Origin of the sequence: Sediminibacterium roseum (genome assembly GCF_009939005.1) — a bacterium.
GTDB lineage: Bacteria > Bacteroidota > Bacteroidia > Chitinophagales > Chitinophagaceae > Sediminibacterium > Sediminibacterium roseum.
In genome coordinates this window covers 327854-341116 of record NZ_JAACJS010000012.1, presented here as the reverse complement: position 1 = coordinate 341116, position 13263 = coordinate 327854, and the positions used below count along the sequence as shown (strand labels likewise).

Sequence of the window (13263 nt, the reverse complement as noted above, 5' to 3'; positions counted from 1 at the left end):
GGAACAAATGAAAAAACTACAACCCATTTTTATTGCGACGCTTCTTGTGTTAGACCTTCTAATGGGCTACAGAGTGTTCACCGCCAACAAACGCCAGAAAGAACTGGTGTATCTCCTCGGCTCAAAAAATGAACTTGTGCAGGTAGAAAAGGAGCGCAGCCATAAGTTAAAAGACAATGCAATTGCGCAACATCGGATCGAGGCGACTTCCTTACCCAAAGAATCGCTCGGGCTGTACCGCGATAGTTTACCTGCACTCGTGCTACGTATGCACGTCAACAACTGTAACGATTGCGTGAAAAAAGCGATTGAAAGGCTGGAACAGATTGCAGATAACAAACAGTTGAAAGTGATTGTTCTTGCTAATTTCGAAACCATACAATCGCTGCTTGCGAGCTACCCTACAAAGCTGCCTGTGATACTGGCGAAGTCAATACCTCAGGACTCGATCTCATCCACCAAACCATATCTGTTCATCACCAGACGATCGGGGGAAACCGAACATGTATTTTTTCCCGAATGGGATATGCCGGAATTGATCGACGGATACATTCAGATGGTCCGGCGCACTTATTTGATTGATTAATATATTTTATTATATCTTTATTGGGACATTTTAATTTTGAAGGTTGTCCATGAAGCAGCTCCTTTGTTTTATATTGTTCTTACTGGTCCAATCTCAGGCAAAGAGCCAAGGAGCCACCATTACTGGCCGTGCGATTGATTCCTCCAATGTAAACGCGGTAAATGCCGCAGTCGTTGTCTTACTCAGGCCAACTGATTCCACGCTTTACCGGTTCGGCTACGCAAAAAAGAACGGACGATTTGAGCTGTCGAATATTGCGAAGGGGCCTTACATCATAAGTGTGTATTATCCCGGTTACGCAACTTTCTCCGATACAATCACTGTGTCGGGTGACGAGCAAAAGCTTGAACTCGGAACGTTGCTGCTTTTTACCAAGGCGCACATCCTGCAGGAAGTGATTGTAAACCAGTCGAAGATCCGTTTCAAAAATGATACGACTGAATTTATTGCAGACAGCTTTAAAGTAAGGGCAGGTGCTACTGTTGAAGAAATGATCAGGGTACTGCCAGGGTTTTCTGTCGACCGGAAAGGCGTGGTCACCGCACACGGTGAAACCGTCCGTACGGTGCTTGTCGATGGCGAGGAATTTTTTGGCAACGATCCAACAATGGCTACAAGGAACCTGAGCGCAAGCGATGTTGCCAAAGTACAGTTTTACGACCAGGCATCTAAACGAAGTATGCTCACTGGTATCTCAGACGGATCAAAACAAAAGGCCATAAACCTTGTACTCAAGAATGATGCGAAGCGGGGCTATTTCGGGAAGGTTGAAGGTGGAACTGATTTCAATAAATATTACCAGGGAAAAGTTACCGGTAATAAATTCACCGCGAATTCAAAAATGGGATTTTACAGTGCTGCGGACAATACTGGCAACAATGAGATGTCATTTTCAGAAAGCCAGGATTATGGAAGTACAATTGTGACTTTCGATGGTGGCAGCATCCGTATAGGCGGAACGGTAGACGAGTTTTCCAGCTCTGAAGGGGAGGGCGTACCGCAAAACATTGGGGCGTCCGGCATGTACAATAAGAAATACAGTGGTGGCTCCGGGCAGCATTCAACCGCCAACAACTATTCCTACCGTCAACAGGATCGTTCGGGCCTTACCAATCTTTATTCAAAATATCTGCTGCGCGACACGACCTTTATCAATACACAGCAGCAGTCTTTCGTTAACTCAAAGTACCGGCACTCCTTCGGTACAAAGAACGAACTGACTATCGATTCATTTAATGTTTTAAACGTTGATGTAAATGCAGAAGCATCGAAGTATGCCGATAATATGACCATTGACGGCTTGTTTACAACAACCGAAGAAAAGCTGATCAGCAACTACCAGCGCAGACTAACGAGCGCAACTACCTACAGCAAAGGCAAAGCAGAAATTTTCTGGCGCAAAAGATCCAGGCGTGCGGGCCGTTTGTTTTCAGCAGGGTTTGGGTTTGAGCGCAGTATGGTTGGCAGCGATGGGGTCGTTTTTAACAGAACAGATCAATATGATATAACGGGCCTCGTGAATTCAAAGATTACTGATCAGAAAAAAAGCAATGAACAGCACTCTTCCGGGCTGCAGGCGATCCTTAGTTATACAGAACCACTGTCTAAAAAGGCGTCCCTTAATTTTAACTATACCGCCAATGCATCGTCAACCAACCAAAGTTTTTCTTCCCTGAACAAGAAAGGTGGCGTTTACGATTCGCTGGATCAAAGTACAACGAGTGATTTTCGGTTCAATAATTATTCACACCGGCTCGCGGGCCTCTATTCCTACACATTTTCCAAGGGTTACTTTCGAATCGGCTTTGGTGCGAACGTCGTAAACATCGAAAGTCTGAACAAATTAAAAGATTCAACCTTACGCAGGAGATTCACAGGATACTTCCCGAATGTCAACTACCGTACAAAACTTGACAAAACAACAACCTTCACATTTGTGTACCAGGGATACATGCAGCCGCCATCATTTAATTTTTTACAGCCCGTGCAAAATAACATTGATCCGCTCAATGTATTCGAGGGAAATCCCAATCTGGCCGCAACATACACCAATGCATTTACCACCAGCATCTCGACATATAACAACAGCACAAACCAAAGCATTTTTTTCAGGGTTAATCTTTCCACTTACCAGGATGCGATTGGTTACCAAAATACAATCGATGCATACGGGGCTAGGTTCGTTAAACCGATTAATGTTAACGGGAACCTGACCTATAGCACCGTATTAAGCATTACCCGCCCGATTGAAAAGCTGCACCTGCAATTTGATTTCAGCCCGACGATGCGTTTCGACAGGGTGAACAATATCACCAATGCCACAAGGAATACCACCTTTTCCAGGTCATACAGCCTCGGCCTAAAAATCGACAGGACATTTTACCGTCATTTCGATGGGTATATCTGGTATGTGCCTTCTGTCACTACCTCAGAATCAACCATCAACAAAGAAGAGCGGTTTACCTATTTTACCAATATGCTCGAAGAAAAATTTAACTTGGATATACGCAATGACTGGCTCCTTTCAACCCGGATCACTACTTATATCCGTCCCGCCTTAGGAAATACATTCAGCAGTGCGAACTTCACCGTGTGGGATATATCCGTTGAAAAAAAATTATCCAAATCAGAGGACATACGTGCGATGGTTTCGGTCAATGACCTCTTAAACAGCAGGCAGGGTATAGATCGCAATGGGGGAACCAATTTTGTTTTTGAGAAGACCTATCAGACGGTACAGCGATGTTTTTTATTCTCTCTCAGGTGGCGGTTCAGTAAAAACAGGAAAATAGAAAAGAATGATTAGACAATGCTTTCCTTTTTTGTTGTGGTGTTTGCTGTTACAGATAGCACACATCAACGTGTTTTCACAAACTCAGATCATCAAAGCCGGCAAGATTCATTTCGAAAAAAAGATTTCTCTTCATAGGGAAATTGCAGGAACGGAAATGGAAAATTTCCGCAACAGTATCCCGCAATTCCACAACAGTTACTTTTCGCTTTCTTTCACAGAAAAAATGAGCCTTTACGAGTTAGAAAAGGCCGCTCCGCCCAATTCTATCCTGCCTGATGAAAAATCTGAAGCCGATGTGTTTCGGATGGATCTTTCTTCTGGTTTGTTTGAACGGCAGGCAAATCTTCAAACTGATGTTTCGCTGGTTAAAGATTCATTGCCAAAAATATTGTGGAAGATCAGGTCAGAAACAAGAGATATCGCAGGGTTCGATTGTGTAAGGGCTGAAGCCATCGTGTATGACTCAATTTACGTTATCGCTTTTTTCTCCCCGCAGCTGCAGGTGTCCGGAGGTCCTTTACAGTTACACGGCCTCCCCGGTATGATTTTAGGATTGGTAGTGCCGCGCCTTAACCTGTCGCTTTTTGCCACCAGCTTTGAACTTATCAGCCCTGACGAGCAGGTTATGAAACAAAAACAAGTCAGTGGTAAAAAAATCTCACTCGCTGGATATGAAAAAAAGGTACAGATTCTTTATCGGCAAACAAAAGGCAATTTGAGAATCGGTTATCTTCGGCAATTGCTTTAGATTTAATTGTAAGCTTGTAAAATTTCGTGGATTCTATTTTTGCTAATGCACCCGTCCATAAAAAAACAATCCATATTTCAATTAATCTTTGTGTGGTAAAGAAGAGCATTTGCTCGTCTTTTTCGTGGTCTACTTATTTATTATTCGTTGGAATCTTTTCAGTAATCTGTACGCCGTTTTATCTTGGTGGTTTATTACTGCAAGTGAATGCGCATACTAGATTTTTCTAAAACCCGGTGCGATACAGGGTATAATTGGTTTGGATGAACGTTCGGCAGGCCACATTGTCTTGCCAAGTCATTTGAAGATTGATCTTGGTAACAGACCGCAGAATAAAGTTTCCTTGAACTTAGTTGTGAACTGAAATTATTCAAGGTTCTTTGCTTTCATCGATTCTGTAAACGAATTTCATGACAAAACAATTTGTAGATATCTGATATTTCAACGCTGGAATTCTTAAAATTGTACTTGACAAAAGCTCTTTTACTCCGCAATGGTGTAGAAATGATACCAAATTGTATCAATTTAACATAAATAGCTCGGCCTTGGAGGTCGCCTTGATAAAAAGCAAAAGACGCAACTCGTTGTTTTTTAGCCTATTGAAACTATAGATTGAGGGTTATCGTCCCGACTAATCGAAGATTCAATTGAACGCAAAAGCCTGAATACTGCTGTAAAAAGCATGTTTTTCAGGCTATTTGATGTTTGCCGTGTCTAATTAAACCATACAGCGTACCCTTTTCGCCTGAGTTCCATGCTTAATTTTTCTTCCATCCGAAGCGCTTCCTGCCTTGTCATTGGTTTTGCATTGATGTGGTCATAGAGGCTGGGGCGCAGATAGCTGCCGTATTTGTGTGGGAGATAGGCAGAAAGGTTGATTCCTTTTTTGTTGCGGTAAGCTGTTTTGTGTTGATGAAATCGTTCCTGGGGCGTTTTGGATGTCATACCCACGTAAAGGCATTCCAGCACACCATTGAATTGCGGATTGGCTGCGCGGAAGCGGGCGTTTTCGGTAAACACCTTTTTAGAAAGTTCTATCACATAGACCTGGTAGCGCATCAGAAAAAAAATTGAGAAGGGTTCATTTCTTATATGTCCTGTTGTAGTTCTTCTGACAAAGCCAAGCCAAAATTACGGTGGTAACTAGATGCTGAAAGAACTTAGGATTTTTATTATCAGGAGAAAAAATAAGCTATAGAGACCCGGTAAATTTCATCATTCCCTCTTCCTGATTATAGTCCCATCACTTTATTGAAATACCTATGCTCGATCATTTGGCCATTCCAATATCTTTGGTAACTGTAGAACAGGATGCCCTTCTTCTTACAGATGTATGTGGAGATTGTGGAATCCTCGCCGGGAGATATTTTATAAGATCGATACGTTTTATTAAAGATCGTATCTCCTGACTGGGTTATCTTGCTGTAAATAAAATTGGTGTCGTTACGAACAGCGCTTACAAAATAACCAAAGACGGTTTTCCTGGATTTTTTATCGGTCACTCGCATCATTGTGGCTTCCAGGTTTTCGTCTTTCAGGTAAACCTTTACCGCAGACTGTAAGTATTCTTTTTTACAAAAGACAACTGATTTGTTTCCTGGAGAGAAAGACAATAAGAAGCTTGTGACGACAAAGAAGAATGCTCTCTTGTAGGCTGTCATCTTGTTTTTTTAGAAAATTACTGACATTCCCGTATTTGTGCTAATGATTTTCTGCAGGAAATCATTCCATTCTTCCCGAAATAGGAGCATCCGGCATCGCTGCCTGTTAATCCTCGGCAAAAGGCAACAGTACATTGAACACGGCGCCACCGTTTTTCCCCGGCTCAGCTGAGATGTGCCCCTGGTGCTGCTGAACGATCTTTCGTACGATCGACAACCCGATGCCCGTTCCTTCAAATTGTTCCTTGCCGTGTAAACGCTGGAAGATTTTAAAAATCGTATCCGCATGTTCCTGCCCGAAGCCGATGCCGTTGTCGGAAAAAGTGATGTGGTGATACCTGGTGTGTTGTGCAATGGAAGGATGCAGCGCCACTTCCTGCTGCGTTGCCTTTTTCACCTCAACTGTTATTACCGGGTCTATGCCGGGCCGGATGTATTTTAACGAATTGGACATCAGGTTACCGAATACCTGCGCAAGTTGAGAATGAATACCTCGAACCACCGGCAATGCACCAATGCGAAGCGTTGCTTTTGTCTGCGCTATCTGTAATTCAAAATCATTTTCCAGCGATTTGAACAGCTCATTCAGATCCACGGAGTTAAAGCCGTCTATGTCCTTGTACACCTGCGAATAGGCCAGCACATCGCGGATAAGTTTTACCATCCTGTCGGTAGAACTGTAGATCTTTTGAAAATAGAGTTTTGCTTTTTCATCGAGCTGCCCGAGATTCTGCTCGAGCAACCGGGAGAAAGTGCTGATCTTGCGAACGGGTTCCTGCAAGTCGTGCGAAGCGATATAGGCGAACTGTTCAAGTTCTTCGTTTGATCTTGTAAGGCTTATGTTTAGTTCCGCGAGCTCTTTTGTCCGCGCGGCAACCGCTGCTTCGATCTCCCTGCGTATCTCAACCTGGTGTGTTACTTCTACCGCCATCACAATTACTTTGGTAACGAGGTCATTGTTGTCCTTTACCGGTATGTATTCAAAAGTGAGGTAAACCTTTTCCTCCTTACCGGCCCGTAACAGCACCACTTCGCTTTCTGCGGTTGTGTACTTTACGCCGGTCTTGAAAACATTGTCAAGGATCGGTTCGAAAATCGGCGCTGCTTCTTTGAGTACCGTCCAGTAGGGGGCAGCTAAAAACTGTGCCCGTGTTTTTCCGGAAATGATCTCGAAGCGATCGTTCACTTCTTCCACCATCACAGGAGAACCGCTTACTACGCAGATACCGATGGGTGAGGCGGTGATCAGGTCACGCAGTTCTTTTTCTTTGGATTCGATCCTTTGCCTGGAAACAACCTGCTCGGTAACATCGATCAATACAGCGAGGATGCCCGTAACCACGCCGTGCTCGTCGCGCATCGGCTGGTAGGTGAAATTCAGGATCAATTTTTTTGGCTTGCCCTCGAAATAGATTTCCGCAGGGTGTTCATTTGAAATAAATGGATCGCCTGTGGCGATCACATCACGTAATATCTCAACAAAGCCCTGGCCCTCGATATCGGGTAGGGCCACCAGCAACGGTTTGTTTACCACTTCTGCGTTCGGCCGTCCCACCAGTTCAAGGTATTTGCGGTTGGCCATCCGGAAAGTGAGTGCCGGGTCTGCACCGATCAGGGCGATCGCTACAGGTGCATCGTTGAAAGATGCGAGTAATTCGTTGCGGCTCTTTTCCAGTTGCTGTTGCGTTTCATAACGGATCGTTACATCAAGCGCAACTTCCAGGACACCGGTCGTTTTGCCGTTTTCTTTAACCGGCACATAAGACACGGTGTAATAGCCCTGTTTAGGTAGGCCGTCTTTTACAATGGTAACAGGTGCATTGTGGATGTGATGCGGCTCTCCCGTGTAGTACACGTTCTTCATAATCTCCAGCACTTTCTGTCCTTCAAGTTCGGGCATGAATTCGAGCATCGGTTTGCCGATCACGCTTGCGTCTCTTCCCATCATTTCCAGCATCGCGTCATTGGCCATATCCAGGACCAGGTCCTCACCACGCAGCAACAGCATTGCAACAGGAGCCTGCTCGAGCATGGCGCGGAACCTCGCGTCTCTTTCTTTCAGCTCTTTTTGCAGCAACACCTGTTCCGTTACGTCCACCGCCATGTCCATTATCGCGTAGACCTTTCCATTTTCATCCAGCAGGGGTTTGTAGGTGTAGTTGAAATAATAAGTGCCGAGCACCCCGTTCACCATGAGTTTTGCTTCCGCGGCTTCGTCGTGGTAGGCCTCGCCTGTTTCGTATACATGGTCAAGTAAGTCGAGAAACGGCTGTCCCTTCAGCTCCGGTAATGCATCGCGCAGCGGCAGTCCGATCACCGAAGCATCTTTTCCCCAAACGCCCAGCATGCGTTCATTGGCCAGCGTGATGGTAAAATCCTTGCCGGTAAAAAGACAGGTTGCAACAGGTGCTTCCTGCACCAATGTGCGGAAACGGGCCTCACTGCGTTTGAGGGATGTTTCTGTATTTTTCAACTGCGTGATGTCTGTCGCGTGAACGATGATACCCAGTACACGCCGGTTCGCGTCTATGCGGGGCGTGTAAACAATATCCAGCCACCTGTCTTCGCCGATCTTCGCCGGCGCATGCACCTGGTAGCGAACCGTTTCTCCGTTATAGGCTCTTTCGAGGTAAGGGCGTACCGTAGCATAGGATTTTTCGCCTATGAATTCCCTAACGGTTTTTCCGATGGCTTCCCCATCGTTTACTTTGAACCATTTTTTAAAAACAGCATTGTAAAAACGATAGCGTTGTTCATCATCGATGAAAAACATCATGGCAGGAACAGATTCCTCGATCAGTTGCAGATACGCCGCGGTGTCTGTCGCATTGGGTTTGCTATGTGGGTGCTTCTGGCCGGTTTCCAACTTGTGACCTCGTTTTAAAACGGGAAGTTATTACTTTTTTCGCGCTCATGAAATTGCGGGTATTACCTGTGACTCAAATCAATATGCATGGGGTAGAAAGCCTGGCAGGCAAACTACATTACAGTAGAAGTGGTGGTTTTGGTGCATTTGGTGTAGATCTCTGCAATAACATTATATAAATTGCAGTACCGCCCCTTAAATTGATAAGAGAAGGTCGCGTTCATGTAATTTCTGACGCCCGGCCTGTAACTTTAACCATGCAACTGCGTTAGGTAAATACGTACCAAAGGAGTACTCCATCACGTTATGAGAAACCAACTACTCGCTGTTTTGCTTTTTGCTTCATTGGCGGCACATGCACAGCCGCTTCCCAATACCATCAGTGCTGCCGACAAGGTATATGGCCTTTCGAAATTCTGGCAGGAAGTGAATTACAATTTTGTGTACCTGGACAAGGTCGACCGCCGTATGTGGGACAGTACTTACCGCGCGTACATCACGCAGGTTCAGGCAACGCCGAACGATTATGAGTATTACCGGTTGTTACAGCGTTTTTGCGCGTTGCTGAACGACGGGCACACGAATGTTTTTGCACCGGGTTCCATCGGGTCTTTGATGTATGGAAAGATGTTCGGCAAATATTGGTTTGGACTGGAATACATCGATGGCAAGGCCATCATCAACCGCCGTTTGAAGAGCCAGGCAGAATTGTTTCCCATCGGCACAGAGGTGATCGCGGTAAACGGGCTGCCTACGGAACGGTACATGCGCGACAGTGTTGAGCCGTATATCAGCAGTTCCACGGATTACGTACGCAAACGGCTTGCAGCACAAAACCTGCTCTATGGGTTGATAGGAACAAGCTACGATGTTACCTTCCGCAAGCCGGATGGAAATGAATTCTCCCTTCACCTCACACACGAGCGTACGGCAGATACTGCATTTTTCCCGGCGTTTGTGAACACACCATTGCTTGAATTGAAATGGTACCCCGGGCAGGTGGCATACCTCTCGCTCAATTCATTTGGCAATCCTGCGATCGATTCTATATTTGATACCAAACTTCCGGAACTCTACGATGCAAAAGCGCTGATCATCGATCTGCGTAACAATGGCGGGGGCAGCACCGGGGTGGGTACCTACATCCTCCGTTATTTTATGCAGGATTCGGTGATGCAGCACTCGCGGTATTTCACCCGCGAGCACAGGGCCGCTTTCAAGGCATGGGGTAAATACGTAACGCCGAAAGACACCCTTAACAGCGAGTGGAACAAAAGAAGCTACCGCACGTTCAACGACAATTATTATTACGCGTTTGATTATGCGCCGGATACTTTCCGCCTCGCGGCCAAACGGCTTGTTGTACCCACGGCCATCCTTGTTGGCAACAATACCGCTTCAGCAGCCGAAGATTTTCTCATCAGCGCAGCAAACCAGCCGCATATGAAAAGGATCGGCGACCGCAGTTTCGGAAGCACCGGCCAGCCATTCCAGTTCGACCTGGTGGGCGGGATCACCGCGCGTGTATGCACCAAAAAAGACACTTACCCGGATGGTTCTCCCTTTGTAGGCGTTGGCGTTGTTCCGCACATAGAAGTGATCCCTACGGTACGCGACTTCATCAGCCAAAAAGATCCCGTGCTGGAGAAAGCTTTGGTGTACCTGAAAGGCGAGATCAAATAAGCGCAGATTTTAGTTTTGGTCATCGTTCCGGTGCTGGCGCGGATTTTTAGTTGTGCCGGTTTATGGAAGCCATCAACTGTATAATCGAAACACCGAAAGGCTATGGTGTGAAATTTGATTTCAACCACAAGCTAGGAACACTGGAACTCAGGAAGGCACTTCCTTCGGGACTGGTTTTCCCATTTGATTTTGGTTTTGTTCCCGGCACAAAGGGAGAGGATGGCGACCCGCTTGATGTGGTCGTTGTTTCGGAATTTCCTTCCTTTCCCGGTTGCGCTGTCAAATGCAGGATCATCGGCGTGATCAATGCAAAGCAGAAAGAAAAGAACGGGGAAACGATCAGGAACGACCGTCTGGTGGCCATACCCGAGATTTCCGTGCAATACGGGGCAACATCGGAACTCAAACAAATGCCGGGGAAAATCGTGAGGGAGCTTGAAAACTTTTTCATCAATTACAACGCACAGGCCGGTAAGAAATTCACACCGCTCCAGCGGCGCGGAAGCAACGCCGCAAAACGGTTGATACAGGCAGCCAGGCAGGATGCTGAACCTACCAAACAGATCCAGTTATTGCTGCCGCTTTACAGCAACAGGGGCGCCCTGTTTCCTGAATCCTATTTCAACCTGGTGAAAGAAAAATTACTGGGAACGTTTGGCGGGGTAACCATCTACACGCAGTCGCCTGCCGAAGGACTTTGGCAAAAAAACGGCAAAAAAGTAGTAGGGGACACCATCATTGTTTTCGAGGTGATGGCAGCGAGCATAGATGCGTCGTTCTGGAAAAAATACAAGGAAGAATTAAAATTAAAATTCAAGCAGGATGATCTCGTGATCAGGCAATGCGAAATGGGATTGTTGTAAACTGTTCAACAACCCTCATGCTTCTGCTTCGCATTACCTGTGTTGAGACGGAAGCCATACCGAAAAAATTGACCCTTCGCCCGGCGTGCCCTGCGCACTGATGCAGCCGTGGTGGTTATCACAGATCTTTTTGCAGAGTGCAAGGCCGATGCCTGTTCCCGCATATTCCTGTTGTCCGTGCAAGCGCCGGAAAAGCGAGAAAATAAGGTCGGCATATTTGGGTTCGAATCCGATGCCGTTGTCTTTTACATCGATCCTATAATGGTCGCGGCCGGCCCTGGCAGCACTGCATGGCGGCATCTCGTTCGCTGGCATTTTTTCTGCAGTTACCGTTATTACGGGTTTGTCTTCACAAAACTTCAGCGCGTTGCTCATAAGGTTGAAGAACAGTTGCCGCAGCTGCACATGGTTGCCGCGCAGCACCGGCAGTTCGCCAATGTTGATCACGGCCTGTTTTTCCTCGATCAGCAGTTCCAGGTCATTGGTTACTTCGGCCAGTACGGCTGAAAGGTCAACTTCGTCCATTATGGCATCGTCTCTGCCGATGCGGCTGTAGGCAAGCAAGGCGCGGATCAGTTCAGACATGCGCATGGCGGAGGCCTCCAGTTTGGCAAAGTAGCGGTCTACAAAATTCCTGTCGTCTATGTGCCCGCGTATCAATTCGGAAAAGGCGAGGATCTTGCGCAGCGGTTCCTGCAGGTCGTGCGAGGCAACAAAGGCGAACTGTTCCAGTTCGTGGTTTTGCTGTTCCAGTTCTGCGGTATACGCGGCCAGTTTATCTTCCGCTATCTTCTTTTGCGTGAGGTCGCGGGTAACCTTGGTAAAACCGATCACATTTCCCTGCGGATCGTGCAACGCGGTAATGATGATGCCTCCCCAGAAACGCGTGCCGTCTTTCCGTATGCGCCATCCTTCGTGTGTTGCGCGGCCCTCGCGTGTGGCGATACCGAGCAGTTGATAAGGCAATCCTGATTCCCTGTCCGCATCACTGTAGAAGCGGTCGAAGCGCTGCCCGATGATCTCCTCTGCCTTGTATCCTTTGATCTTCTCTGCGCCCGCGTTCCAGTTTTTGATGATACCGTTTGAATCTAACAGGATGATGGCATAATCCTGTACTTCGGCCACCATACGCGCATATCGTTCTTCGCTTTCGCGGAGGTTATCCGCAGCGTGTTTCTGGTCGGTCAGGTCGCGTGTTACTTTGCAGAAGCCGGTTGTTTCGCCCTCGTCGTCGTGGATGGCGGTAATTGTAATGCTTCCCCAGAAGCGCGACCCGTCCTTTCGCTTGCGCCAGCCCTCGTGATAGGCACGGCCATTGCGCAGCGCCGCTCCCAGCAGGGTCTCCGGCAAACCGGCGGCAGCATCTTCGGGTAAATAAAATATACTGAAGTGCTTTCCGATCACTTCCTGTTCGGTATACTGCTTGATCTTTTGGGCGCCACGGTTCCAGTTCTGGATAACCCCCTTGCGGTCCAGCATAATGATCGCATAATCCTCGATCTCTTCGATCATCCGCCGGTACACTGAGTTATCCGAAGCCTGTAACGTTTTGCCTGTGGTCATAATCAAGAGAAAAATTTGCCTGTTCCTGAAAAAAGTGATGATAACAATTGCCTGAGTTCCGACGGGCGTTCCGGTTTAACAATAAATGCCGCGGCGCCCAATGACGCTGCCTGCATTTCTGCATCGTGTTGTTTGGTGGTTGAAAACATGTAGATCTGCGTGTTTTGCAGCCGCTCAATGCTGCGTAGTTCTTTGAGGCAGGCGAGCCCGTTCATCCTCGGCATGTTCATGTCGAGGAAGATCCATCCCGGCAGGCAGGCACTTTCTGACGTCAAAACCCCAATGGCTTCCGGGCCGCTGCTTAAGGCGCGGAACCCGATTCCAGGCGCTACTTCCCGGAGACACAATTCGAAAATCTCATGGTCATCCGGATCATCATCGATCATCAGGCAGTTTTGGGACAAATCTGACATCTGTGAGAATGTTTAAGTATTCACTGTAAAATTGATGCCACGGTTAAACAGGGCGTTTTCGGGGCATAATTCATCCCGTATGTGAC

At 46.9% G+C, this 13263-nt stretch carries 10 protein-coding genes; 5 read left to right on the top strand and 5 right to left on the bottom strand.

Annotated features, from left to right (window positions below):
* Positions 1 to 7 precede the first annotated feature (7 nt).
* From GWC95_RS09785 to GWC95_RS09775, 3 genes are read left to right on the top strand one after another with little or no spacing between them, the layout of a single operon-like run.
* On the top strand, positions 8 to 586 hold the full coding sequence (locus GWC95_RS09785; RefSeq protein WP_161818523.1) for a hypothetical protein: 579 nt from the start codon (positions 8 to 10) through the stop codon (positions 584 to 586).
* Between the two features lie 49 nt (positions 587 to 635).
* On the top strand, positions 636 to 3392 hold the full coding sequence (locus GWC95_RS09780) for an outer membrane beta-barrel protein (protein ID WP_161818522.1): 2757 nt from the start codon (positions 636 to 638) through the stop codon (positions 3390 to 3392).
* Positions 3385 to 4128, top strand: coding sequence for a GLPGLI family protein (locus GWC95_RS09775; protein WP_161818521.1), 744 nt, complete (start codon positions 3385 to 3387; stop codon positions 4126 to 4128). Before GWC95_RS09780 ends, GWC95_RS09775 begins: the two co-directional genes overlap by 8 nt.
* 714 nt (positions 4129 to 4842) lie before the next feature.
* On the opposite strand, the gene GWC95_RS09770 is transcribed toward GWC95_RS09775, so the two are convergent.
* The 3 genes from GWC95_RS09770 to GWC95_RS09760 form a co-directional block, all read right to left on the bottom strand.
* Entirely contained in the window at positions 4843 to 5187 is a 345-nt protein-coding gene (locus GWC95_RS09770) for a ribose-5-phosphate isomerase (protein ID WP_161818520.1), read from the bottom strand.
* Between the two features lie 173 nt (positions 5188 to 5360).
* Complete coding sequence (locus tag GWC95_RS09765) at positions 5361 to 5789, bottom strand: hypothetical protein (RefSeq protein WP_161818519.1); 429 nt, start codon at positions 5787 to 5789, stop codon at positions 5361 to 5363.
* A 106-nt stretch (positions 5790 to 5895) separates the two neighbouring features.
* Positions 5896 to 8655: a PAS domain-containing sensor histidine kinase gene (locus GWC95_RS09760; RefSeq protein ID WP_161818518.1), complete on the bottom strand. Its 2760-nt coding sequence runs from the start codon at positions 8653 to 8655 to the stop codon at positions 5896 to 5898.
* A gap of 306 nt (positions 8656 to 8961) precedes the next feature.
* Between GWC95_RS09760 and GWC95_RS09755 the strand changes: the two genes are divergently transcribed.
* Positions 8962 to 10338 (top strand): S41 family peptidase, encoded by a 1377-nt coding sequence (locus tag GWC95_RS09755; RefSeq protein WP_161818517.1) that lies wholly within the window; start codon positions 8962 to 8964, stop codon positions 10336 to 10338.
* Positions 10339 to 10400: 62 nt separating this feature from the next.
* Positions 10401 to 11201 (top strand): inorganic diphosphatase, encoded by an 801-nt coding sequence (locus GWC95_RS09750; protein WP_161818516.1) that lies wholly within the window; start codon positions 10401 to 10403, stop codon positions 11199 to 11201.
* Positions 11202 to 11234: 33 nt separating this feature from the next.
* On the opposite strand, the gene GWC95_RS09745 is transcribed toward GWC95_RS09750, so the two are convergent.
* Both GWC95_RS09745 and GWC95_RS09740 read right to left on the bottom strand, forming a co-directional pair.
* Positions 11235 to 12764, bottom strand: a complete 1530-nt coding sequence (locus tag GWC95_RS09745; RefSeq protein ID WP_161818515.1) for a sensor histidine kinase — start codon at positions 12762 to 12764, stop codon at positions 11235 to 11237.
* A 2-nt stretch (positions 12765 to 12766) separates the two neighbouring features.
* Positions 12767 to 13177, bottom strand: a complete 411-nt coding sequence (locus GWC95_RS09740; RefSeq protein WP_161818514.1) for a response regulator — start codon at positions 13175 to 13177, stop codon at positions 12767 to 12769.
* Positions 13178 to 13263: the final 86 nt, after the last annotated feature.